Annotated in this window: 25 protein-coding genes; 5 read left to right on the plus strand and 20 right to left on the minus strand. The window is 39.5% G+C overall.

All coding sequences use genetic code 11. The annotated features are described in order from the left end of the window. Positions 1 to 6: 6 nt before the first annotated feature. The 5 genes from KQI58_RS18525 to KQI58_RS18545 form a co-directional block, all read right to left on the minus strand. Entirely contained in the window at positions 7 to 1,908 is a 1,902-nt protein-coding gene (locus KQI58_RS18525) for an adhesive domain-containing protein (RefSeq protein WP_253296026.1), read from the minus strand. 571 nt (positions 1,909 to 2,479) lie between these two features. Next, positions 2,480 to 3,784 carry an MATE family efflux transporter gene (locus KQI58_RS18530; protein WP_216410463.1) on the minus strand — a complete coding sequence of 435 codons (1,305 nt, stop codon included), beginning with the start codon at positions 3,782 to 3,784 and terminating at the stop codon, positions 2,480 to 2,482. A gap of 151 nt (positions 3,785 to 3,935) precedes the next feature. Next, entirely contained in the window at positions 3,936 to 4,382 is a 447-nt protein-coding gene (locus KQI58_RS18535; RefSeq protein WP_216410464.1) for a GNAT family N-acetyltransferase, read from the minus strand. A 92-nt stretch (positions 4,383 to 4,474) separates the two neighbouring features. Next, the gene (locus KQI58_RS18540; protein ID WP_216410465.1) at positions 4,475 to 6,010 is read right to left on the minus strand and encodes an MFS transporter; all 1,536 of its coding nucleotides are present in this window, start codon (positions 6,008 to 6,010) and stop codon (positions 4,475 to 4,477) included. Between the two features lie 53 nt (positions 6,011 to 6,063). After that, positions 6,064 to 6,597 (minus strand): PadR family transcriptional regulator, encoded by a 534-nt coding sequence (locus KQI58_RS18545; protein WP_216410466.1) that lies wholly within the window; start codon positions 6,595 to 6,597, stop codon positions 6,064 to 6,066. 298 nt (positions 6,598 to 6,895) lie between these two features. Between KQI58_RS18545 and KQI58_RS18550 the strand changes: the two genes are divergently transcribed. Next, positions 6,896 to 7,609: a sugar isomerase domain-containing protein gene (locus KQI58_RS18550; RefSeq protein ID WP_216410467.1), complete on the plus strand. Its 714-nt coding sequence runs from the start codon at positions 6,896 to 6,898 to the stop codon at positions 7,607 to 7,609. Between the two features lie 110 nt (positions 7,610 to 7,719). On the opposite strand, the gene KQI58_RS18555 is transcribed toward KQI58_RS18550, so the two are convergent. Continuing rightward, positions 7,720 to 8,634 (minus strand): alpha/beta fold hydrolase, encoded by a 915-nt coding sequence (locus tag KQI58_RS18555; RefSeq protein WP_216410468.1) that lies wholly within the window; start codon positions 8,632 to 8,634, stop codon positions 7,720 to 7,722. A gap of 179 nt (positions 8,635 to 8,813) precedes the next feature. Between KQI58_RS18555 and KQI58_RS18560 the strand changes: the two genes are divergently transcribed. Further along, on the plus strand, positions 8,814 to 9,713 hold the full coding sequence (locus KQI58_RS18560) for a hypothetical protein (RefSeq protein ID WP_216410469.1): 900 nt from the start codon (positions 8,814 to 8,816) through the stop codon (positions 9,711 to 9,713). Between the two features lie 54 nt (positions 9,714 to 9,767). Here the strand turns inward: KQI58_RS18560 and pnuC are convergent, their stop codons facing one another. The 3 genes from pnuC to KQI58_RS18575 all read right to left on the minus strand — a co-directional run bounded on the left by pnuC (position 9,768) and on the right by KQI58_RS18575 (position 12,481). Then, entirely contained in the window at positions 9,768 to 10,511 is a 744-nt protein-coding gene (gene pnuC / locus KQI58_RS18565) for a nicotinamide riboside transporter PnuC (protein WP_216410470.1), read from the minus strand. 94 nt (positions 10,512 to 10,605) lie between these two features. Further along, positions 10,606 to 11,313, minus strand: a complete 708-nt coding sequence (locus KQI58_RS18570; RefSeq protein WP_216410471.1) for a deoxynucleoside kinase — start codon at positions 11,311 to 11,313, stop codon at positions 10,606 to 10,608. Between the two features lie 253 nt (positions 11,314 to 11,566). After that, positions 11,567 to 12,481: a helix-turn-helix transcriptional regulator gene (locus tag KQI58_RS18575; RefSeq protein ID WP_216410472.1), complete on the minus strand. Its 915-nt coding sequence runs from the start codon at positions 12,479 to 12,481 to the stop codon at positions 11,567 to 11,569. 89 nt (positions 12,482 to 12,570) lie between these two features. On the opposite strand from KQI58_RS18575, the gene KQI58_RS18580 reads away from it, so the two are divergent. Beyond that, positions 12,571 to 13,803, plus strand: coding sequence for an MFS transporter (locus KQI58_RS18580; protein ID WP_216410473.1), 1,233 nt, complete (start codon positions 12,571 to 12,573; stop codon positions 13,801 to 13,803). A gap of 52 nt (positions 13,804 to 13,855) precedes the next feature. Here KQI58_RS18580 and KQI58_RS18585 read toward each other — a convergent pair whose 3' ends face one another. The 11 genes from KQI58_RS18585 to KQI58_RS18630 form a co-directional block, all read right to left on the minus strand. After that, the gene (locus KQI58_RS18585) at positions 13,856 to 14,860 is read right to left on the minus strand and encodes an SIS domain-containing protein (protein ID WP_216410474.1); all 1,005 of its coding nucleotides are present in this window, start codon (positions 14,858 to 14,860) and stop codon (positions 13,856 to 13,858) included. Positions 14,861 to 14,878: 18 nt separating this feature from the next. Beyond that, positions 14,879 to 15,934: an SIS domain-containing protein gene (locus KQI58_RS18590; protein WP_216410475.1), complete on the minus strand. Its 1,056-nt coding sequence runs from the start codon at positions 15,932 to 15,934 to the stop codon at positions 14,879 to 14,881. Between the two features lie 15 nt (positions 15,935 to 15,949). Further along, positions 15,950 to 16,777 (minus strand): PTS system mannose/fructose/sorbose family transporter subunit IID, encoded by an 828-nt coding sequence (locus tag KQI58_RS18595; RefSeq protein WP_016178454.1) that lies wholly within the window; start codon positions 16,775 to 16,777, stop codon positions 15,950 to 15,952. Continuing rightward, positions 16,761 to 17,552 (minus strand): PTS mannose/fructose/sorbose/N-acetylgalactosamine transporter subunit IIC, encoded by a 792-nt coding sequence (locus KQI58_RS18600; RefSeq protein WP_216410476.1) that lies wholly within the window; start codon positions 17,550 to 17,552, stop codon positions 16,761 to 16,763. Before KQI58_RS18600 ends, KQI58_RS18595 begins: the two co-directional genes overlap by 17 nt. Positions 17,553 to 17,572: 20 nt before the next feature. Beyond that, complete coding sequence (locus KQI58_RS18605) at positions 17,573 to 18,043, minus strand: PTS sugar transporter subunit IIB (protein ID WP_216410477.1); 471 nt, start codon at positions 18,041 to 18,043, stop codon at positions 17,573 to 17,575. 17 nt (positions 18,044 to 18,060) lie between these two features. Next, positions 18,061 to 18,480: a PTS sugar transporter subunit IIA gene (locus KQI58_RS18610; RefSeq protein ID WP_216410478.1), complete on the minus strand. Its 420-nt coding sequence runs from the start codon at positions 18,478 to 18,480 to the stop codon at positions 18,061 to 18,063. An 80-nt stretch (positions 18,481 to 18,560) separates the two neighbouring features. Further along, the gene (locus KQI58_RS18615) at positions 18,561 to 21,332 is read right to left on the minus strand and encodes a sigma 54-interacting transcriptional regulator (protein WP_216410479.1); all 2,772 of its coding nucleotides are present in this window, start codon (positions 21,330 to 21,332) and stop codon (positions 18,561 to 18,563) included. 311 nt (positions 21,333 to 21,643) lie between these two features. After that, a complete protein-coding gene (locus KQI58_RS18620; RefSeq protein WP_216410480.1) occupies positions 21,644 to 22,300 on the minus strand; it encodes an ABC-2 transporter permease in 657 nt (218 codons plus the stop codon). 1 nt (position 22,301) lies between these two features. Then, the gene (locus KQI58_RS22835) at positions 22,302 to 22,760 is read right to left on the minus strand and encodes a hypothetical protein (protein WP_253296027.1); all 459 of its coding nucleotides are present in this window, start codon (positions 22,758 to 22,760) and stop codon (positions 22,302 to 22,304) included. Between the two features lie 29 nt (positions 22,761 to 22,789). Then, entirely contained in the window at positions 22,790 to 23,146 is a 357-nt protein-coding gene (locus KQI58_RS22840; RefSeq protein WP_253296028.1) for an ATP-binding cassette domain-containing protein, read from the minus strand. Continuing rightward, positions 23,146 to 23,520 (minus strand): GntR family transcriptional regulator, encoded by a 375-nt coding sequence (locus KQI58_RS18630; RefSeq protein WP_216410481.1) that lies wholly within the window; start codon positions 23,518 to 23,520, stop codon positions 23,146 to 23,148. Before KQI58_RS18630 ends, KQI58_RS22840 begins: the two co-directional genes overlap by 1 nt. A 166-nt stretch (positions 23,521 to 23,686) precedes the next feature. On the opposite strand from KQI58_RS18630, the gene KQI58_RS18635 reads away from it, so the two are divergent. Both KQI58_RS18635 and KQI58_RS18640 read left to right on the plus strand, forming a co-directional pair. Continuing rightward, positions 23,687 to 24,541, plus strand: a complete 855-nt coding sequence (locus tag KQI58_RS18635) for an RNA polymerase sigma factor (protein ID WP_216410482.1) — start codon at positions 23,687 to 23,689, stop codon at positions 24,539 to 24,541. Further along, on the plus strand, positions 24,531 to 25,223 hold the full coding sequence (locus KQI58_RS18640; RefSeq protein WP_216410483.1) for a DUF2461 domain-containing protein: 693 nt from the start codon (positions 24,531 to 24,533) through the stop codon (positions 25,221 to 25,223). The genes KQI58_RS18635 and KQI58_RS18640 overlap by 11 nt, the downstream gene beginning before the upstream one ends. Positions 25,224 to 25,339: the final 116 nt, after the last annotated feature.

Below are 25,339 nucleotides of genomic sequence, written 5' to 3' on the forward strand. Positions count from 1 at the left end.
CCTTTTTTAATCTTCTTTCTTTGTCTTTCTAAGTTTCCAAATACCAATACCAGAAAAGAATGCGGCCAATGCACCCAACGCTGTTAAAGAAGTGTCAGTATCCTCACCGGTTGCTGGATATTGTTTCGCACTTCCTAGGTAACTAGTTCCGCCACTTCCAACACTTCCTGACCCACTCGCACTATATCTTCCTAGAGAAGATGTCGGTGGTGTCCCTTGGTTATTCGCCATTACAGGTACTCCTCTGGTGTCGTCGCTATCCGCATCCGCGTCAGAATCTGAGTCAGAATCTGCATCAGCATCAGCGTCAGCATCGGCGTCAGCATCAGCGTCAGCGTCCGCATCGGCATCAGCATCAGCATCAGCATCAGCATCAGCATCGGCATCAGCGTCAGCATCAGCATCGGCATCGGCATCAGCATCAGCGTCGGCGTCAGCATCGGCATCGGCGTCAGCATCGGCATCAGCATCGGCGTCAGCATCAGCATCAGCGTCGGCATCAGCATCAGCATCGGCGTCAGCATCGGCATCAGCATCAGCGTCAGCATCGGCATCAGCATCAGCATCGGCATCGGCGTCAGCATCAGCATCGGTTTCATCATCATCTGGAATAATCGCAGGGGTCGGCAAACTTGGAATATCGTTTTGGTCATAGGCAATTAGTTCAATTTCATCTAGTGCATCGACATCCTCTGCAGAAACCGGAATGGTGAATCTACCCGTTTCATCCGTTGGTCCTTCAGCAATTTGTACGCCATCTTTATAAATTCTTACGGTCGTATTAGGGTCTGCATAGCCGGTAACTTCATACCCAGTTGATGAATTACCGGTAACTGCTACATCATAAGGTGCAGTTACTTGAGCTGCCTTATAAAAGACGGGTGTGTACCCATCATTTTCTGTAGCAATATCAATTGAAATAAGATTCGCTTTTACAATGGTCGCTAAAAATCCAGCTTCATAAGGATTGGTCAAATCCACCCCTTGGCTAAGTAATTCTTGAGGGAGCGGATCAATAATAGTTGTTGGAATAGTAACGTTCGTTTCTCCTAAAATACTCGCATCTGCAAGCTCACCAATTAATGTTGAGCCTGTATTTACTAAAGCTTGGGCAGTAGCGAAGGTTCCATTGAAAATAGGTTTTAGCGTCAGATTTAGCGTTTGATTCAAAAGTCCGGCTCCGGTTCCTGTAATTGTCAGTGCCTGGACAGCGCTATTTAAATCATCCAGTATTTGGTTGACATTTTCACGAATAATTGTTTCCAATACACTATCAAGATCCGCATAAATATATTGATCTCCTTGAGCCTGCAATTGCAATGCGACATCTGCGGCAGTCAGGCTGCTTAAATTTTCTAATAGGTTTAATTGTTCATAAACGTCATCCAGATTGATGTTTAATAAGGGATTGGAATTGATCAAGCCATTAATAGAGTCGATTAAAGTTGTCGTTGCACCATCAACAATCGATAATAGTGGAGCTAGACCGTTTTCTGGGAGTAAAATATTGGTTGAAAGTGTTCCTGCTCCATTTGGTGTCACGTGACCGCGAAGACCTTCTGGAACTGCCAGTACAGCAAGTCGATTACCTGGTAAAACACTTAAGTCGATACCACTATCAGCTGAAATGGTGAAATCGACATTTCTAACTGCATTTTCAATGGTAAAAGGATTCGAATCCGTTATTCCACTCGAGTTGGAGGAGTTTAAACTGCTAAACAATTGACCATCAATTAATGCTGCATATGCTTGAGTCGATTGCGTTGAAAAGAATGACGTCGTAATTGAAACCGGTGTCAATCCTAGCAACAAGCCTGTCGCTACGGAAGTTCCTACATAGATATATTTTCTTGAACGTCGTTTCGCTCGTGCTTTTTGATCCATTAACTTTCGATAATCTCTCTTCAATTTTTTCATCCCCTAAAAATAATTTATTTGAACTATTTTTTTTGGCGCCAGCAAAAATATTTTTGTTAACTTAAGTTAATAGGAATTTAACAAGAATATAATCTCCAAACAACTAGATTGTTTTGTAATAAATAACTGTGAAAGTGATGCTTTTATTTAAAATTAGGAGTACCTTATAATAAAATTACGTTCTGCTGTGTTATGAAATTGTCGCATTAAAAATGTGTGTTTATGACATTTATGTGAATAAATAGTGAATATTGATTTCATTCCAACCATATATTACTTCTTATATTTAAAAATCTTAAGTTATTTTAAAAGAAGCAATAGCCGGCTATGGAGGACTTTCTCTAATAAATCCTAAATGTATTCATATATTTCTTGAAAACTGAAAAAAATGACGGTTCTTTTTGTTTGGTTGACAAAATTGAATGTTTACTTCGCTAAACAACACAGTTGCATACTCTATCTAGAAATAAAAAATAACTCATCGGTTACCCGATGAGTCAAGGATTCATATTCTGTTAGTAAACTCAAAGCAAGAGATAACTTTTTGAACAATTTCCAATAGTTATACTGCTGATTTGATGGTCGAACTTTTCTTACTGGCTTTTTGATATTGGCGCAAAAAGGAGACCGCGAACAGAAGCGTCAAAAATTCAGTGATTGGCAAACTTCCCCATACTCCCGTTAATCCCCAAAAGTTCGCTAAAACAAGTACTAAAGGAATTAGAAAAAAATAGCCTCTGAACAAAGCCAACGCAAAGGCTTGTTTTGCACGACCGATTGCTGAAAAGAAAATACTAAAAACGACATTCAGTGAAGAGCCAAATAATGACAAAAAGAAAATCGGAATACCCGCAACGGCCAACCGGATCAGGATTGGATCATTTTCACGATTGAATGCGGAAATGATTGGGTATTTCAAGAAAAATAGGACCAGATACAAGCCAACTGCCATAATAAAACTAACTCTTAATCCAAATGATAAGATTTTTTGAATAGTGATAGTTTCCCCTTTGTTTGCGGCACGACTGATTAATGGCTGAATCCCCTGCGCCACACCAGTGAATAAAGAAAGGGCAACTACAAGAATATTCGCCAAAACCCCATAGGCCGCAATGGCAATATCGCCTCCTAAGCCAATCAGTACTTGATTAAAGACTAGGATGCTTACACCCGTGCTCATTTCTGCTAGAAAAGAAGACAATCCCAGTTGCACACTTTGAGTGATCGTCCTTAGCTTGGGAACAGACCATTCCAATGAAAGGGAACGCTTTGAAAAATGACGATGCGTACTCAAGATTATCAGGCTGAGGATCGGAGATAAGACCGTTGCCAATGCTGCACCAGCCATTCCCATATTCATAGGAAAAACAAAAATATAATCAAAAACAATATTGAAAATACTAGAACAAATCATCGCCTTCATTGCCAACTGCGGATTCTGATCATTGCGAATGAACGCTAGACATAAATTGTTCAAGATGAAAAATGGCGCCATCACCAAAATGAAGCGCATATACATTGTTGTATACGCAACAGTTGCGCCACTTGCTCCTAAAAGTAATGCCAAATCTCGACTGAAAAAAGCCCCTAAACCAGTAAAAAGAAGTCCGATGATCCCACCGATCACCAGCAGCTGAGAAAAATAGTCGCCGCTTCTTCCCTTCAGCGCAAATAACGTCGCGCCACCCATTCCTAACAATAACCCGAGCCCTGTCAGCAGATTGAATATCGGCAATGCAATATTCAAGGCAGCTAAGCCCAGCACCCCAACGCCATTTGCGATAAAAAACGTATCCGCCAAAATATACAACGATAACCCCAATGTACTTAACACGCTGCGTGTGACATAACCTTTGATCTCATTCATCTGATTCCCTCCACAAAAAAATAGCATCCTACCCTCCTATGGCCTACGGGGCAGACTGCTACTCAAAACAAAACCCGGCGATTTTGCTAAAAGTTCTTCATAATTTCCTTACATTCTAGCAACAAACAACTCAAAAGGCAATCCTATTTTTTTACAAATCAAGATACATCACCAGTTCGCCATTCTCCGGATCATATTCTTGGCTATCCACAAAACCAAAACGCTGATAATAAGGAATGATCTTTTCATTTTCCTCATGCACACTCAAATAAATCCGCTCGATCTCATACTGTTCTTTCATGAAATCGATCAGTAAAGGAATAAACAAGGTCCCGTAGTTCTTTCCTTGAAACTGTGCATCGATCATTAATCGATCCAGCCACATTGACTTATCCTGCTTGGCGCCAATCATGGAAAAACCGACTAACTGACCATCATCATATAAAGCCAATGGTCGCCATTGAAGTGAAACATCGTAGGCTGCTTCCAACAAAGATTGACCATTCGTCTCAATGAACGCCTCCTGTTCCTTTGAAACAGAAAGAGCAACGATTTCACGCCAATTACTTTCATTTACATCCTTAATCACTAATCCCATTGGTTGCGTTCTCCTTTGAAGGTACTATTTGTAAGCAACCATAACAAAAACAGAAAAAAACAGCAATCAAAAACCGATTGCTGCTTAAAAACTTATTCGACTATTTCCTTACTTTCACGCATAAAGATCGCTGCGCCCACGGCACCGATCAGAACGATGGTACCTGCTACGTAACAGATTTGGATCAAGCCTTTATCGAAGGCATTAACCACGACTTTCTGCAATTCGTGAGCAAAAGGCGCCTTGCTCAAGGCATCTGAAAAAGCAATCTCATGACCAGAAAATGGTCCAGCTTTAATCAGCCCATTCACCAATTTTTCTGGTAAATGCAGTGAAGTAGCTTGATGATTTACCACATCCGCGTAACGATTGGCCTCGACTAAGCCTAAAATAACGACCCCGAAGCTGGTTCCGAATTGTCGGAAAACATTCAATAACCCGGAAGCCATACCCATTTCCTGAGGAGCCACACCTTCTAAACCAGCTGAGTTCAATACCGGATTGACAATCCCGTTTGCGATCCCGATCATAACCAGCGTTGGCCATAATTGAGCATAGCCCATTGTTGGGGATAATTGACCGATTAAGAAGATAAATCCCACACCGCTGACTAACAGTCCAGCAACGATCATCCATTTCTTCGAGAATTTGTTGCCGAGAATACCGACGACTGGTCCTAAAATTAATGACCAAACAGATAAGGCTAATTGACGAATTCCTGTATCAAAGGCGGACCAGCCAATATAGTTCTGCATTAAAACCGTCAAGTATGTATTGAAGGCATAAATTCCTGAACCTAAAGCAAAGGCAACTAGAACCGAACCGATGAAATTGATGTTTTTAAACATCTTCAAATTCATCATAGAATTTTCGACTTTGGCTTCCGCAAAAATAAATAGTGCTAAGAAAACAACCGCCAAAAGCAGCCAGCCGCCGACACGCAGATCGGTCCATGCCCAACCGATGTGGGTTTCCTTTTGAATCAAACCATAGATTGCGCTGAACAGTGCCGCCGCGGATAAAATCATCCCGATAAAATCGATTTTTTGATCTTTCCCATAGCTTGGTGTTTCATTAACAAAACGAATCGTCATTAAAACAGCGATAATTCCGATCGGTAAATTAATAAAGAAGATCGATTCCCAACCAAAGGCATCCACCAGCAAGCCACCAACTAACGGACCGGAAGCCGAAGATAACCCAATGACGGACCCTAAAATACCTAAAGCTAGACCGCGTTGTTTCCCATCAAAGTTGGAAGCCACCAGCGCCATCGACAAGGACATCATCCCGGCACCTCCGACAGCTTGGACACCACGCCCAATATCCAAAATCAATAAGGATGGCGCAAAGCCATTCACTACAGAAGCGACGACAAAAAGAATCAAACTAGCTAAAAAGATTTTTTTTCGTCCGTACATGTCGCCCATTTTTGACACGATCAGCAATGTGACCGCAAACACTAAGGTATAAGCATTCAGCACCCATTGTAGCTGTGTAAAGGGTTCGTTAAAGGCCTTTTGCATTGTTGGCAACGCAACGTTTACTACCGTCACGTCCAAAAGTCCCATAAAGACACCTAGAGACATCGCAAATAATGAGAACCATTTTCTTGAAGAATTTTTCATACACTGTTCCAACTCCTACTATTTCTATAACAATCAATCGCCTCAGTAAAAAATCATTTTCGATCAGCGATTTGTTTTTTTATCCAGATTAATTTTGTTTTGGCAATTTGGATATCCAACTCATAGGCCTCCACTAAAATACGAAATCGTTCTGCATTTTCTGGAAAACGATCTTGATAGTCGGCCATATCCTCTTGAGCTTTTTGGTAGAAAGCCAGATCCTTTTCAATAAACACTTGAAACTCATCCAGAATCCTCAGCTGTTCATGAATATCTACGCTATCCAGTGAACGTAATTTGAAATGGATCATATCATTACGCTTCGCATCAGAAGGGATTTTTTCCTTCATTAACTCAATAAAGCGTTCGACACCCTGGGCAGTAATATGCCACAGCTTCATCTTTCGCCCTTCTTCATAGATTGTGGAAGTTACGAGTCCTTCCTTTTCTAACCTTTCTAATGAAGGATACAGCACGCCACTGGAAACCTTCCGCATCGGCTGCAAAGCAGATCCGACGATTTTTTGAAGTTTGTAGCCGGTTTTATCACTGGTAATCAATGAACCTAAAAGCAGTAAATCGTACATTTTATCCCCCTCCCGACAAAACCGTATCAGTCTTTTAGATATATCGACTTGCTTATTATAGGTCTTTTAGACATATTGTCAAATAAAAAATATTCTTATTTTATTAAAATAGAATCTCCTTAAATGAGAACAGAAAGAAACACCCGCTACGAATTAGTCGCAGGTGTTGAGCAATCAAAAAACTACTTGCTTTTTTGGCAATAAAAGTAAATGATGAAGTTGAAATCCTTTTTACCACAATCAGTAAAACGAACAATTATTTGCCCTACTTATAGAAATAGAAAGGACGGATTACACAATGGACTTAATGCAGAATTATTATCAAGAACTTCAAAAAAACATGGAGCACGTCATCAACAGTGAAGCAGAGTCGATCACAAAAGCAGCGACACTCATGAGTACTTGTATTCAGACGGAAAATAAGGTTTATTTCTTTGGCACGGGTCATTCCTATATTGTCGGTCAGGAAGTATTTGCTCGTGCAGGCGGCTATGCGGGCTTTATCCCAATGCTTGAAAATGAACTAGGCATGAATCATGCCTTCAAAAGTACGCTGATTGAACGGACCACTGAATACGCCGAGGTTTTGTTGCAATTGTATCCCTTTAAAAAAGGCGATGTAATCGTTATGACCTCAAATTCTGGACGAAATGCGCTGTTGATTGAACTGGGCCTGCGACTTAAGGAGCTGGGCGTTAGTATTATTGCCATTACTGCTTTGGACGCGTCAAAAAATAGTACTAGTCGGCATAAGAGTGGATTGCGCTTGTTTGAGCTTGCGGATGTTGTCCTTGATAATCGTTCTGTGTACGGAGATGCCAGTCTTTCTCATAATGAAGAAATAAAAACAGGACCTACATCAACTATCATGAGCTGTTTCATCGTCCAGCTTTTAGTCAGCGCGTTTGTTCAGCTTGAAGTTGAAAAAGGCGGCGATGTCCCGGTTTTCAGAAGCAGCAATATCGATGGCGGTGATGCCTACAACGAGAAATTATTTGATCGTTATCGTTAACAACTGAACGTAAATGATTCTTTATTAAACAAGAAACCAGAAACCCTTTTCTTCATTGAAAGAGTTTCTGGCTTTTTTTCACTTCATTTAGAAAATCTCTTCTTCGGCTTTTAGCTCGTTTTCTCAATAAAACCACGAATCGCTTGGTCAATCACATCCCCATTGCCATCAATCGTATGTCCGCCAGTCTCGCATATTACCGTCTCTGCCTTGACTCGCTTAAGCAATTTTTCGATAGCTTCATATTTCGCCATTGGGTCATCTTTCGCGTGACAAACTAAAATCGGCACGCGGATCGTTTCTAAAGCATAGTTATCATAGTTCAAGGACATATCCGTATTTGTGACCTTGCTATCCGCTTTCACCCCTTGACGTCTAGGGGTTGCTGGCAGCATGGTTTCAAACAAATTATTGCTTTCAATGGTCGAACCCATCATTTTATTGAAGACAAAACCAAAATGCTTCATTGAAAACCACATAATAAAGTCATTGACGATAAATGGTGGCGGTCCTTGCAGCCCCATTGCCTTTATTTCTTTTGGGGTTCTTTTCTGGTCCGGCGCTCCAGAGGATAATAGTATTAACCCCTTCAGCCTGTCAGGATAATCCAAAGCCACCCTTAATCCAGCGGCACCGCCTGCTGAAGTTGCTAGAATATAGCCTTTCTCAATATTCAACTGATCCATCATTTCAACAAAGGCCTGAGCTTGATTTTTCGGCGTGGGATCGCTTGGCAGATCTGAGCCTAAATAGCCAAAACGAGCAGGGGCAATTTTTCGGTAGTCCTCTCCTAATACTTGCTTCAGACTGGTCATCCCCTGATCATATCCGCCAAATATCCCATGGGAAATGATGACTGCCTCACCAGAACCTTCATCAAGATAGTTCATTTTTCCGAAGCTAGTTGTTAAAGCATGAACGTCATAACGCTTCAAACGAGCATAAGCGTTTTTCATGTCTTTCTTATAAAGACAAAATTCTATACAAATAATAGTTAATACCACAAACATTATTAAGTATCCCAAAATTTTTCTCCTTTTAGAGTGATGATTTAAGTATAACAGATACCGATTAACAGTTTTATTACTTTGTGGTAAAGGCATACTCCAGCTGGAAAAGCAGCTTCCAACTTTCAGCTCAGAATGCTACACTTAGAATGATTTGAACTGTTTTTGACTATATAAAAAGATTTCGAGGTGTTGGTATGATTAACGAGGAGGCGCATTTAGACTCCGCTTTGCGATTAAAAAAATATGTACGAGATATTAGCTGTCCAGAGCCGTCAGATATTCAGCACTGTCTGGAAAATTCAGAGGTTATCGCCAAAATTTTGGCTGAAAAGATTCGCACGGACACCTTCACCGGTCTGCGTAAGCTGGAGTTTTTATTAGCAGAGCTTTCGGAAATCCCCTTCTTTGAACGGCTGGAACCCGTTCAATCCCTGCTCGACACACTTTACAACCATACAAATGTTGAGGAAGGCTTTTCACTAACTGGAAAACATAACGGTGTTCTGGCTTGTCATAATGCACTTTGCACATCAATTTTTATTCGTGCTGGCAAAAAAGAATGGTCTGAACAAGGTGTTCGATGGATCATTTCCTACTTTCCCTTTGATAAAAACGAACCCTCCGACTGGCATGGCAAGGACCTCTTTCATCGCTTTGGAGGCTGTGTCGGCAACTCTCCTTGTTATGATGGTGTCGTGAAATCAGTCAAAGCCCTCTCAGAGTATGCAGAAAAATACGGAGAGATTCCTGGTCTTCGTGCTAAGCTACAGCAAGGCTTAGACTATATTTTAAAGCATCGGGTGATTTTCCATCAGAACAACGATGAGTATTTATACGATGATCTGATCACCCTCTTTTATCCCTATCCTTATCGCACAAATATCGTTGAGGCTCTTAGCGTTCTAAAATCAGAGAAGCTCTTGGATCAACCTGAATGTCAAGCAGCACTTGACTATTTGAAGGCGAAACAGCGAAATGACGGCGATTGGCAGGCTGAAAAGATTTTTATGAAAAGTTCATGGGTGCCTTTTGATGAGTTGAAAAAGCCGGGAATGTGGATCACGGATGAAATTAATTGGATTTTAACGGAATAAAAATGACCTTGGTGACTTCTATGTCATCAAGGTCATTTGGTTTCTATATTCGATTTAGTGACTCAAATGATAATACTCTTCTTCCATCTGTTGCATTCTTGCACGTTCCTTTTTGTTGTACCAAGGAGATACCGTGAAGGCCAACACATCGTTGATCAAATAAACCGAGCTGTTGACAAACATCGCTAAGCTGGCGGAGCCATGTCGGAATGAAATGAACCAAAGAACCATTTGGGCAAGGCCTGAAGCCAGCCACCAGAAATATTGATTGTTGTAGCGTAAGAAGCTGATAATTCCGGCACTCAGACTAATAGAAAAGGCAATCGCATCAATCCAAGGCCGCGGATCGTCAGTGAAGCGTTGAATCAAATAACCAGAAACAAAATAAACGATAATGGTACTGATAATCGCAATTCCCCAAGTTTTCCCGGTAAATTTGCGGATTTTTGCGGCCATGTTATGATTCCATTCCTTACTTAATAAAACGGGAATATCAAGGGTGATCATATAGGCGATCTGCTCGCCGATGCTTAAATAATTTTTCGCCGAGTAGCCGACATAAATAAAGCAGATGGCTGAAATGATACCTAAAACACCATTGACCGATTTCGCAGCATTAATGGACAGAATACATAAAACTCCCAATGTTGTTCCGATGAAGGTAATTATAGTTAGGAGGTTGATTGGTTGATTAACTAGCGTCATTATCTGACAGCCTAAACTGAAGAAAAATAAATAATAGTTCTGTTGCGGCCAGCCTTTTAACTGGTGAAGTAAAAATTTAAAATAGTTTATCATAGTGGAGCTCCTCGTTATAGATATTTAGGGATTTATTTTTATATCTATCCCTCAAGAAAACAGACGTTCTTTAATTGACTAAAAAAAGGACCGATTAGAAAATCCCTTTTTCAATCTTTCCATTTGAATAATAACGAGGACTTTTTAGTTCCTGCTGATTCAATTTATTCGTTTCTTCTTTGATCAGCTTGATCACTGTTTCAGCGGCCTGCGGATCAGCAACAAAATCATAGCGGTCACCGTCGATCTGGATTTTTGGGCAAATATCAAAGCTGTCATACCATTGCTCATAACGCTCATTGACCATTCGGTAGTAATCATGCAGCTCAGGATTTGCGGCAATTTGTTCGTAATCTCGCCCACGTTTTTGAATCCGATCTAGCATCACATCAAAAGAAACTTTAATATGAACCATCAAATCAGGCCGTTTCTTTGGCGCGGCAGTCTCCAATTCCTTCAGCATCGTGTCTAATAAGTTGTCATATTGCAAGACCTCCTGTTGACTAACGCGTCCAAGATCAGCATTCAAATGAAACAGTAAACTGTCCTCATAAATTGAACGATCCAGCACGTTATCCGCTTGCTTCAAGGCATCCTTCATCGCCAAAAAGCGTTTATTTAAAAAGAATATTTGCAGCAGAAATGTATATTTTTCTGGATTCGAGTAAAACAACGGCAATACTTCGTTATCATCCACGTTCTCGTAAAATGGTTTTGAATTCATTTCCTGCGACAACATATCTGTCAAACTACTCTTCCCTGCACCGATTGTGCCAGCTATTAATAGCATCGTTTCATCCATCCCTCTCTTATTAAATTAAGAATTTACCTTTTAAATCCTTGATAATAGTACTCCTAAATTTTTTTGATGTAAAGACTAGATTTTGTGTCTGTTTAGTGATATACAAAACCAACAACACAATATATAGTGTTGTTGGTTTCATGAGGTTGTATGCACTTTCTTACGTATTCAGATAAAATTGAACGCAGGAAATCCTTGAATAGCCTGAGACGTTCAAGAATGATTGCCTTTCAGATGAAATAAAACCAAGCAACTATTTATAATTCTCCAGTACCTCTTCAATTTTTACTCGCATTCGCTCTTTCATATATTTAGGTTCAATGATTTCGACATGTTTTCCGAAAGAAAGTAAATGCCTAATTAACCAATCATTGTCAGCGTATTCGTATGAAACCAAGTAATTTCCATCATCATCCATCGTCATACAGTCTTCACCGTATTCATCAAAGAGTTGATATGAGATTTCCGGAGAAAATTTTAGGACAAACGGAATCATTTCATAGTGCTCTTCATAATTTGTTTTTGTCGCACTTTCATTAGGGACCTCTCTAACAAACTTTTCATCCAATATAATTAGATTTTTTATTCTTGAAGCCCGAAATAGACGAAAAGCTTTTTTGAATCGGCAATAGCCATACACATACCATGCACTACTTTTGAAAATTAAGCGTACAGGCTCGATGGTACGGTTATTCTGTTTTAATTCAGAAGTAAAATAATCAAATGAAACAACATACTTATTGAGAATGGCATACTGTAAAGATGAAAATTTCTCCTTCTCCTTTTCTTGGCTACCAAAAGAAGAAAAATCTATTTCCAACCACTCGAACTTTTCATTAGAATCACTAAATAGTGCACTTACTTTGTCCAATAATTGGTCAGGATTATTAGGTGCTTGAGTCGCATTTAATAACTGTAGACCATGAATGATTCTATCCTTTTCTTCCTGTGAAAAAAAGGTTCTATTAATTACGTACTGCTCCATAATTCCAACACCACCTTTTCTACCTTTTAAAGTAAATATTGGAATGTTAGCCATCGAAAGGGTATCAATATCTCTGATAATTGTTCGTCTAGATACATTGAAATAGTCTGCCAATTCTTGGGTAGTAATTTTTTCTCTGCTGATCAATAGAAAAACCATTTGTAATAATCGTTCTACTTGCATGAGACTCCTCCAAAATAACTAATAGTGACAGCTATATGTCACTATTTATTTTCTATAATTTAAGTATACACAATTTATGGAGGTTACATATGGAAACACTATCAAATGGATTTTTAAAAAAAGATTTTCTTATTTTAATTATAGGGCAAATTATTTCTATTTTCGGAAATTCTTGTTTACGTTTTTCAATACCCTTGTACTTGTTAACGACGAGTAGTTCATCGATTGCATTCAGTTTAAATCTAGCTATTTCAGTGCTACCAACAATTTTTTTTAGTCCTCTAAATGGATTAATTGCTGACATGTTTTCAAAAAGAAAAACAATGATTTATCTTGATTTGTTTACGTGTTTTATTACCCTTTTAGCTATACTTACACTAAAATCAAACCAAGAATTTGTTTTATTGACTGGGTTTACATTCTTACTTTCAAGTATTCAAGCAATTTATCAACCCACGGTGTTATCTAGCATACCTCTACTAATGCAGAAAAAGGATATTGGTAAAGCAAATGCTATTGTAAATCAAGTACAATCATTATCGAATATTATAGGTCCTGCACTAGGTGGTTTCTTTTTCAATTATTTTGGTATTCAATTTATTTTAATAGTAGCAGCATTTAGTTTTCTATTTTCTGCTTTCGTTGAAGTCTTTATGAAGATTCCTGAACTAAAAGTGGAAAAAGATACCTCTCTACTTCATAGAATTAAGCAGGATACTATTGATTGTTTTGACTATTTCAAAAGAAAGAAAATACTATTAAAAATTGCTATCCTAGTCGCATTATTCAACTTGTTTTTTGAGTCAATGTTAATTATTGGGCTACCGCAGATTATCCTTAATTATTTAAAGTTAAACAGTACGTTTTATGGACTAGTGCAATCTGCTCAGTCCTTTGGAGCACTTTTAGGTGGTCTTCTCTTAACATTATTCTTTAACCGATTTAAAATGAATCGTAGTTATCTTCTTTTTGCTAGTACGGTTATCATTCTACTGCCTATCCCGTTCATTTTGTATCTAGAAATAGCGAGTATTCCCTCAGCAATGATTATATGTATATGTTGCTTCTTTTTCATGATATCCAGCACCATTTTTAGCATTATGATGATTAGCTTTATTCAATCAATGACCCCTAATGTCTTGATGGGAAAGATAATTTCTTATGTATATGCACTAACTGCTTGTGCAAGACCATTGGGGCAAGTGATGTATGGATACCTATTTGAGAAATATTTTACTCATACAGTCTTGATTTTACTCGTCACAATTTTTATAAACATTTTTATTTCTCTTTATGCAAAAAAGATTCTATCCCCTGTCTAATCTCGAAAAAAGATAGAAGACCTCTTTACTTCACGTAAAGAGGTCTAAAGTATTAATAATCAAATTGACGGTAGTAGCGGCGAATGTCTAATGGGTGGCAATTTAGTTTTTCAACATGGGCATCGATTCGTTGGGTGACACAGTGCATTAATAAATGCGGTAACACACGGCCGCGATTTTTCTCGCTAATCCCTTCAATTGGATAATCCTTGGAATCGATGAAGGTATAGTTTCCACAAATACGCGGCAAGAGATTTTTCACTCGCTCAGCTAATGGTCGTTGCTCATCTTCCCCTAAAAATAGTGTTACTGGGGTTGTTTCGTCCACGATTTCTAGTGTTCCGTGTAAGAATTCAGCAGCGTGGATTGATTTAGAGCGTAACCAGCTTTGTTCTTCCCAATAGCACATTGCATATGAGTAAACGGCGCCCCACTGATTACCAGCTCCGATAAAGTAATGCATATCGTCATGACGATGTTTTTCAGCAAACTCGCGTCCAAAGTCTTCCGCTTGTTTTTCTGCTTCAACTAACCCTTTGGCTAAATGATTTTCCAATTCTTCATAATACTCTTCATAGTCTGGAAAATCGCCATTCTTGTTCATCAAACGATCGGCAACCATAAAGAATTTGATCTGCTCAGTTCCAGGATTCGGATAGGTAATCACGTGATCACAGCTTTCAGCCAGTTTCGTACCTGCTGTATCAATAAAACCTAATAATGTCGCGCCAACTTCTTTAATCCTATCCACTGCCTTCACGACTTCTTCCGTTGTGCCTGTTACTGAAGAAAGAATCACTAATGAATCCTTCGTCAGTCTGCGATTACCAGTAGTATAATATTCAGCAGCGTGCTGCACATAGACCGGTAAATCGCTGCGACCGTTAATATAGGTTACTGCCTGCATCGCTGAAGCATAAGTGCCGCCGATGCCTAAGTAAAAGATATTGTCATAACCTTTTTCCCACACCTCATCAATGATTTTTTCAACCTGCGGGCGTAGCGCTAAGGCTCCTTGGATATCATCAATTTGCTGCTGTTCATTAAATTTCAACATGTCATAAACTCCTCAACTTTATATTTTACTTTTCAATACTGCGTCAAAATCATCAAAAATTCGTTTGCTTAAATCAATTCCCTTCGCCGTTGCCGTGCGATACGCCAGCAGTTGGAACGGAATAATCAATACTAATGGAGAGAAAAGCTCTGAAACCTCAATATCTAAACCTAAAGTATCGTTATCAGAAGCTTTTTTTGTCGTCACCCTCAGAATTTTCCCAACAGAACTAGCCATATAAGCTGCTAAAGCCTGTGATCTTTCAAGATTCACACTAGGTGTTTCGATAAAGAATAGCGTATGCTCCCAATCGGCTTCCAAATATGGACCATGCATGTAAGCTTCTAATTCAAAGCCTTGACTAGGCCGACGCACGGTTTCAGTAAATTTCGTTTCAAACTCTTTGGCTGTTCCCCAGTTTGGTCCATAGCCTAATGCAACGAAACGTCCGCCAAGCTTCAGCAGATTTTCGTGCTGCTCAAAAAAATCATTGGTCTTTTCGATCACACTTGGAATATGGGTAATTAATTCCGCTAATTCTTCCTTAAGCGCATGAAGCTTTTGCTCATCAATTTGTTTTTTCGAAACGCCGACTTTAATCGCCAATAGGATCAATTGTAAAATTGTTGCTGAAAAGCCTTTTGTAACAAAGCCAACGGTTTCGATTCCCATATTCAAGTCAATGACTTTATCAACCACTTGAGCAATCGGACTTTCTACATCGCTGGTTAACACGATCCGTTGAATCTCGCTGCCACCTAATTCCTTCATCGCATTGATCGTTGACGCGCTCTTCCCGCTTTGGGAAACGCCAATAATCGTATCGGTTCCCTTGATCAATCGTCCATAATGATTGAAATTATAGGGTTCTTCAATCGTAATCGTGACATCCGCCAATGTTTCAAACGCGAACTTTGCTGATAAACACGCATTATAGGAGGAACCTGTTGCTAAAATCGTGACAGTGTTCATATTTGCCAATTGCGCATCCGCTGAAAAATCATACTCGTTTAAAATTTTCGCCAATGTTTCCTGCTCTTGATCAATATAATCAAGCATTGTCATTGTTGACATATTTTCCCTCCATTCTTAAAAGATCCCGATCAATGAACCAAGGATACCGAAAACCGCTAATCCTAGTAGAATTGTTAAAGCTTTGACTTCCTTTTTCAATAAATAGAAGACTGCACCAAAAGCACCCAATGATAAGATTCGCGGCACGATATCGTCAAAAATACTTTGGACTGTCACTGCATTTTCACCTGTCCCGATTTTTAACGGAATATTGATATCGATCATTGAAGCAGTCATTCCGCCAACCACCATCAACCCGATGATTGAAGCACCTAAGGTCAAGCTGCCCATCATGCCGTTTTCCTGAATTTTCTTCAAGAAGCCGGTTCCCAATTTATAGCCCCAAGAGGTTGCGAAATAACGGAACAATAAATGTGGAATATTGAAAATCAGAATAAACAAGATTGGTCCTAAAATATTGCCCTGCAATGCCAAAGAAGTTCCCACACCTGTAGCAATCAAGCGTAATGTTCCCCAGAAGAAGGAATCGCCAATCCCAGCCAATGGTCCCATTAATGACGTTTTAATATTATCAATTGTGGAAACGTCAAAATTCGGATCGTTGGCATTTTCCTCTTCCATCGCCGCGTTGATCCCTAGAATCAATGTCACGATATGAGGTGTGGTGTTGAAGAACTCCAGATGGCGCTTCAACGCTGTCGCCATCGCTTCTTTAGATTTATACAATTTCTTCAAAATCGGAATCATCGCATAACAGTAAGCCAGATTCATTTGTCGTTCATAGTTCCACGAGAATTCCATTTGGAACGAACGCCAAAACACCTTACTCAAATCTTTTTTCGTAATTTTCAACTCATTGTTCTCATTAGAAGTCTTCATCATCATCCACTACCTCCCCTGTAGAAGTCTGAGCACTATTGTTCTGTCCGCCGCGCACATTCATAATATTGATCACCACTACCGCTACGATCGCACCAAATATAGCGATTCCCGTCACTGGAATTTCAAGATAAGCCGCTAAAGCAAAACCTAAAAAGAAGTATGGCGCCACTTGTTTATTGATCAATAGACGAGCCAGCATCGCGAACCCTAGTGCTGGAATCAAACCAGTTGCGACAGATAAGCCGTGCTGAATGAATTCAGGAATCATCGCCAATAAATTGCCTACGGTTTTACTTCCTACCATAAATGAAATCATGACTACTAATCCTAGCATCAAGGATAGCCCAATTCCTGCCATTAGATGCATCCGTTCCACACCTTTATAGTTTCCATCAGCGGCATATTTATCGGCATTTTGGTTCATGATTGGAATCAAAATACCTAGGTAAATATTTTTCAGAATCAAGGTTAATGTGGCAATCGGCAACCCCAGCAGCAACGCTGTTTCTGTTCCTGCGCCAGCCGTAATCGCAAAAGCCGTTCCTAAAATCCCACCTGTCACTACATCCGGCGGAATCGCTGCGCCAACAGAGAAAGAACCGATAAATGCTAATTCTAAAGTTGCTCCCATGATAATGCCGGCCTTAATATCTCCTAACACAATTCCAGTAAAAAGACCCGTGACAATTGGACGAGATAATAGCGATGTTCCTAACGCGTACTCAGATTGAGCAATAAATGCGACTAAACCAAGTAAAATTGCTTGAATAAGCATGTTTCTTCAACCTTTCTTTTTTAAAGAACTTCAGTAACAGCAACCTTTTTATCAGCTGGCACTTGTCGAATTTCCACTTCGAGTCCGTTGCCAACCATTTCCTTCAACATTTCTTCTTCCTCAGGCAAAACATTAACCGCTTTTCCGATGCTCCGCGTACCTTCCTTCGCTTTGATTCCGCCTAAATTGATCTTTTGAATCTCTGGATACACCTCTGCCAATTTTTTCGCATCCGCAATCGATTCCACCACGATAAATAATTTGTACTTATCAGTCACACCGCTTTGCAGCGCGACAATAGAATCCTCGATATTCTTGATAACCAGTTTGACTCCTTGTGGTTTCGCCAATTTGATGGTGGTTTTGCGCAGCTCATTTGTTGGTACATCATCATTGGCGATCAGGATGCAATCTGCTCCCAAGCCTTGGGTCCAAGAAAATGCCACCTGACCGTGCAGCAAGCGATGGTCTACTCTTGTTAATAAAATCATGTTTATTCCTCCATTTTTTAAAATTCTTCTTCTTCCATTTGGTTCATAATCGCTTGATTACAAAATTGAATCGTCTGCTTAGATGTTTCTAAAGTACTTTCAATCAATTTCGGTAATGATTCAGCCTGCTGAAGCTGCATGGATAGTTCCACTAGAAACGGCAAATTCATTCCCGCAACTAAATAAAAATTGGGACGATCAATCTGAGTCAAAAATTCATTATTCACGCTTCCACCGAATAAATCCGTTACTACTACTATTTCGTCATCACGATAGGCGTTCATAATATTCTTCACTTCTTTTTGCAAATCAAAGTCCTCTGTCAAATAGCAATCCAGCGTTTCGATCGCAAGCTGTTTTCCGCAAATCAATTCCAGCGAAGATGTTATCCCTGAAGCTAATTTTCCGTGGGATGCCAGAATGAGCTTTCTTTCCAATACTATTCACCTCTCAATCCTCTCTACACCTTAATAAAAGCAAGCGGTGTGCCAACATTAGTGGCGCACCGCTTGCTTTCTTAAAATTCATCCTCATTCATTGAGGTATCCGTGTTTTTGTAAATGATATCAAAGATATAGGCCAGCTCGTAATCTGGTATTGTGACACTATAAACTCGTTCTATGACACTAAAGGCTTGTTTGATCCTTTCCAGCCGTTCTTTTTGACACTGATACAAATCGGCATAACCTTCATAGGTTTCAATTGGAACATTGCGGATCAAGCGTTCAATCAAGCAGCTAACATGCACGTACAATGCCAACTTTTTCGCATTTGAGAGTTGGATTCTTCCTGAAAGCTCCAAATCCCGCATGAATAAGTCAATTTCACTCATAACTTTGTCCGTATCTAAAATGGTGACAGAATCGATTACCTTTTCCAGTGAAAAATTCCGAATCACATTGGTATTGAAAATGTGGTTTTCTTCTGCGGTCATCACTGGCGCCAACCATTCGGTTAAGACCTGCTGCTCATCTCCTGAAATCAGTTCTTCTAAAGAAAGATAAGGAACTTTAGCGATTTTAGGATCATCTGTACCGATAATTCCTAACACGTCATAGATCGAAAAGACCGTTTCATCCAATTTTTTCTCTTCTAAAACGCGATATTCATAAGGTAAAATTTTCAACTCGCAGGTACTTGGAAGACTCTTCTCCAGTAAATGACAAATTTGATTGGCGGTTCCGATCCCGGTTTGACAGGTGGTCAATAATGCCTTGGTACGATTTTCCTCAGGATAAATAATTTCCCAATCAAAGGCTGCCTCAGCTGCCGAATTTTCTGCCAACTCATTCAATGTTCGCTGGTGCATAATACTTTCCCCCACCGCAACAGCTAATGGTGTCGTGACATTATTCATGATTACGATCGGCACATTGATTTGTTTGGGAAAATACTGATAAATTTCCTTCAAACTGCCCATATCCACTAAAATAACCAATCCATTGGAAATATCGTTGTTCTCACTATAGTCTAGTATTTCTTCGGCAATCTGCTGAGGGGTCACATCCAGCGGCATATCGAAGGACTCAAAAATATCTTTGCCTAAAAATCGGTTCGCTACATTAGCAATACTGCTGGCAGTCGCGTACCCATGGGCGACGATTACCGCTTTAGTCATTCCCTGCTCTTTCGTCCAGTCGGCTTTTTTCAAATACAGCGTTAAGACGATCCGGTCCATCGCTGAGATCTCGATATCGATTTTTGGTTTACATAATTCCAAAATTCTCTGAACATAATAGTAGCTTGCAGGATACGCCTCCGATACCTGGACTTCAAGCTGACGAATCAGCTCCCTAATTTCAGTATCTTCTGAAACACAGCGGCTTGACCCCCTTTGAAATAAATAATAGCCCACCGCATACACACTGTTGCCATTAAATTTAATTTGATAAGCACTTTCCATCTGACGGAAGGTTTCACGCACATACTGAGTCAAATACAGCAGCATTTCATGCTTTTGCTGCCGATCCGTTTCAAACAGCAAATAATCAAACAATTGATCGACGATTTCCTTGAGCTTCAAATGGCAATCACTTAATACTCCGTGAGATTTCTGATATTCCAAAATCATTTTAGCAAAGGTATCCTCCACTCGCCTTTGGCTCTGACTATTGGAAAACATCAAATTAACTAGCCTAGAATCACTATGGATCAACACTTCCTCCGGCAACGAGGTTTGCAGATTCTGTGTATTCATCGAAAGCAGTGCTTCAGGAAGGTGATAAATCGTCAGCCGAATCTGCTGATCATGAATCGCTTCGGAAAAAGCCTTAGCAACCATCACCTTGACTATATTCTGTAATTCACCAATGTTTCCTTTAAAGCTGCCGTTAGCTAACAGTTCTAATGTTTGACCGCTAATCACTAGATCTCGTTTGATTTTCGTTTGTTCGCTGATCAGGAAAGAATAAATCAGCTCTAGGCGTTCATTTCGTGCCCGCTGCTGCAATGAGGGAATCGTTACCTGAATTGGAATTCGGCGAATAAAAGTTGTCAAAAAATTGCTCGTCAAATCTTCCGTTGTCGCGAAAAACAATCTAGTCTTAACTGTTATCGGTCGGTTCGTATCCCCCATTCGATAAATCAAGCCTTGATCCAAATAAGTAAATAATTTTTCCTGTCCCTCCGCATTCAAACGATGAACCTCATCTAAAAACAAAATGCCGCCATCGGCTGCTTCAAACGCTCCTTTGCGATCAGCATCTGCCCCTGTATAGGCGCCTTTGACACTGCCAAAGAGATTGCTCGTCAACAGCTCCGGGTTATTGGCATATTGCGCACAGTTCAGCGTAATGAAAGGTGCATCCTCCGCAATCAGTTCATTTTGAAGGCAATAATGATAAATCAATTTAACTAAATAGCTTTTCCCCGTACCACTTTCTCCATTGATTAATACAGGCAAGCCGCCATCCGGATAATTAAGCGCCGCCTTGATTTGTTCGATCACGCGATTCAAGCTTTTATCATGGCCAATCAAAAGTGAAAAGAAATCCTGTTCCTTTCCAAATAAAGGCTGTTCAGATAGAATCCCTTGAACGCTTTCATAATAATTGCTGCTTAATGCAAAGAATTGCCTTTCGAATGCCCCCTTATGAAAATAATAAACTGGACGCGAATTTATTTTTACCAACTCACCATTTTCAGTCAGTTGATTTAAATACTGGCTTACTGTATTTCGTTTCACTTTAAAAATCTCTGCCAATTTCGAAGCAGTAAATAGATCACTCAACTCATTCAGATCGAGAAACGCCGTTTGATTCTTCAAATAATTTAACAATTCTTCTTTCAATCCACTTCCCTCCCTCCTTTTATAATAGAAAAAGCGCCACCAAAGTCAATCCTTGTTTTTGCCGCTACCATAACTATTTTCAAAAAAAGTTATTCATTCTCACTATTGCAAGGCCCATACCAAAGACTGTCTATGCCAAAAAACAACGCTGCTTTAAGAAAAAGGAGCGCTACTTCCAACACTCTAACAAAATCTGTGAACTGTTGAAGAGAGTGTTGAGTATTCTTTTAATGGTAATTTATTCAGAAAAAAAGAGCAAATCACGCAAGACAAGTTCTCTTGAATGATTTGATCTTTCACTAATTTCTAGTCTAAAGTTCTTTTTGTTCAAGGAATCTAAAGGAGAAAACAACGGATATACCACACGCTATAACTGCTGTTAGCGTTCCTCCAGTAAACAATAGCCATAATGGAGTAGCCGAAATCCGCAACAAAAGCGCCATAATATCAATTCCCAATCGCTCAAACAATCCTTTTCCTAAGAAAACGAAAAAGAAAATAATGGCCATCACCACCATAATGATCAGACGACTTTTGCCTTCATCAAACTTAAAATAAAAAGGTAGGATCAGACTAATGTACAAAGAGCCGACAATAAAAACACCGACTAAAACGATCCCAAAGCTTTTCATATCAAGCATTCTGCCCTGCGCCATATTCATTATCAAAACAATGACAACAGAAAGCAGTATGGCAGCCAGCGAACTGATATATGATAATAAATATTTCTGAAATACATATTTCTTCCGAGAAATGGGCAGAGTGAACAAAAAGGAGAACCCATGATTCATCTCATCTAAAGTAATCGTCGTAAAAATAATCGACAATACAAAAAATAACGTAAAAAGTGGTACGATCACTAATGTTTGAAGATTATAAGCATTCATTACCGTTAAAAAAATCGTAGCAAAGAAAAATAGTTTTTGTTTTTCTAGCAGATGGAGATCCTTCACAAATAACCCTTTCATCTTAATTTCCTCCCATCATCATAAAAACAATCTCATCAATATTCGCTTTTTCAACCGCTACCTCGGGATAATTTTCACGATAAAACTGGCGCTGCTTCGTCAGACATTGATAGCCAAAACTAGCGGGCAATGTCTTGGTGATGTGTTCCTTATCCAAGTTGGAATACTGATCCTCTGTTACTTTAATAATTCCATACTCATCCATTAATACGTCAGTATCCTCATTTAAAATGATTTTTCCTTGATCAATAAAATACAAGGAATCACAAAGCTGTTCCAAATCGGTAGAAATATGAGAGCTGATCAAAATACTGCGAGATTCATCTTTCTCAAGATATTCCTGCAAAAGTCTTAGGATTTCACCCCGTGCAACCACATCTAACCCAGCAGTTGGCTCATCTAAAATCAAAAGCTCCGCATTATGACTGATGGCAATCAGCACACTTAAGCGCGCATTCATCCCTGTGGAAAATTCTTTTAAAGGTTTGTTTAATGGAAGCTGAAATTCTTCGCATTTTGAGATAAAATAGCTTTTATCAAACTGCGGGTAAAAACTTCGTAAGACGGAGGCAATCTCTTTGATTGTAAACTGTTCATAAAACCCAACTTCCCCATCGAAGCCCCGATTCGTTGGCGATCTTTATCTGTGACCGCATTGATTGATTTCCCAAAAAGTTCAACATCCCCATTATCACGATTTATCAATCCTAGCGCAATTTTGAAAGCCGTACTCTTTCCTGCACCATTACGACCAACAAGCCCAACGATCTCCCCTCTGCCAAGTGTCAACGAACAATCCAACTCAAACCTCTGGTATCGCTTTTTCACATTTTTTAGCTTAAGCATTATAACCCCTCCAGTATTAATTCCAAAAGCTCCATCAAATCCTTATCACTCATCCCAACTAAACGTGCTTTCGTGACAACGCCTTCAAGTTCAGCTTGAATCGCTTTGAGCTGCTCCTCCCTTTTCAAGGATGGATTTACTCCACAAACGAAACTGCCTTTTCCGTGAACAGTAGCAATCATCCCATCTTGATCCAGTGCATCGTAAGCCTTCTTAACTGTTAACGCGCTGATTTTCAATTCTTTGGCCAACGTTCTCACAGAAGGCAGGGCATCATTTTCCTGTAACTCTCCTTGAATGATCGCATGTTTAATTTGTTCAACCAGCTGCTCATAGATTGGCGTCATCGACGAGTGCTGAATAATTATTTTCATGATCCCACCACCTTTTCATAAACAGTGTATAACAGTATATATCAGCTGTCAACGATAGATTGTTTATAGTAAAGGCTCAAAAAATCTGTCACAATGATAAATAAAGGACTAAAACCTGTCACACCGATTGTTTTTATTTGTCTAATGAATAAAGGAGGCAAAAATAATGAACATCGAACGAGAAACTGCTCTGATCCAGTCGGCTTTGAGAGGAGATAGCGATTCGTTAGCAGAACTTTTAAGCGAAGTAAAAGATAGTGTCTTCAATCTGTCTTTACGAATGCTAGGAAATGTTTTTGATGCAGAGGATGCCACACAAGAGATATTGTTAAAAATCGTTACGAACCTCGGTTCCTTCAAGCAGCAAAGTCGTTTCAGTACGTGGGTATACCGTATTGCAGTCAATCATTTGATTACAGACCAGAAGAAACGATCTTTTCAGGAGCAGCTAACCTTTGATTTAATGCAACAGGATTTGGATCAGCCGATAGCGACCAAAGATTCCACTTTTCATGTTTTAGAGGAGAATGAATTGGCTGAGGAACTAAAGCTTTCCTGCACCAACATTATGCTCCAGTGTCTAAGTCCGGAGGATCGTTGTATTTTCATTCTTGGAACAATGTTCAAAATGAATAGTCAGCTGGCTAGTATACTTCTGCAAATCAGCCCAGAAACATATCGCAAGAAACTCTCGCGAACCCGAAAAAGAATGGGGAATTTTTTAGAGATTTATTGTGGACACGCTGGAGGTAAATGTGATTGTAAAAGACGTGTCCCCTTTGCCATCAAGCAACAGCGACTGAATCCGACGGAGCTAGCTTATTCCTCATTAAAGAAACTAGATTTAGCCGAAATCCACCGGCAAAAGGAGAATATGGAGTTTATGGATAATCAAACACTTCTATTTGATGCCTTATCTCATTACCAATCATCGTTTGATCCATCAAAATTTTTAAGCGAGCTGCTAGCATCCAAGCAGCTTTCAGAATTAATCAAGGAGGATGCCATCTATGGCCTATAAAAAAATTTTCAACTATTTATCCGCATTAGAGAAAAATAACCAGCAAGAATGGTTTCAGCAAACCAAAGATCAGCGTATAACAGCTTTGACAGAGTTCTACCAACTAGTAGATGAGCTTTCTATTGCTCTTCATGAAAAAGACTCTGAGATTCAGGTCAATCCAGCAAAAAAACTAAGTTTCAAGCTCAATCGAGATACGCGCTTCAGCCATGATAAAACACCCTACAATCCAGTGTTTCGTGCTCATATTGGTCCAAAGGGAAAATTGCCGATTCCTGTAGGCTACTACATTTTTCTAAAACCCAACAATCAATCCTTCTTAGGCGGCGGTCTTTTTGCCGATATGTTTTCCGAAGCAACTGAAATGATAAGACAAGCAATCATCGAACACGAAGCAGAATTTCTAACGATCATTCAGAACCCTGCGTTTACTGAACACTTTACCGTACTAGGCAAGCAATTAAAACGAATGCCTCACGGTTATGAAAATTACGCCGACTCACCTATCGCCGATTATCTAAAATATAAGAGCATGTATTTGGAATATCCTTTGACCGATCAAGAAATACTTGATTCTGACAAGTTTGTTTCCGAAACTGTAGAGAAATTCTTACTGATGAAGGAGTTCAACCAATTTTTAAATAAAGCGTTAATAGATTTTACCTTCCCTAAGCGAAAATAAGAAAACCTCAGGAGAAAACCGCTCCTGAGGACTTTTTGTTTAGATGAATCATTTTATTGTCGATCACTGATTCTAAATTCGTATCCAAGTACGTTCTTATAATATTCTGGATACAT

The sequence above is a fragment of the Enterococcus raffinosus genome (assembly GCF_018917525.1).
GTDB lineage: Bacteria > Bacillota > Bacilli > Lactobacillales > Enterococcaceae > Enterococcus_A > Enterococcus_A raffinosus_A.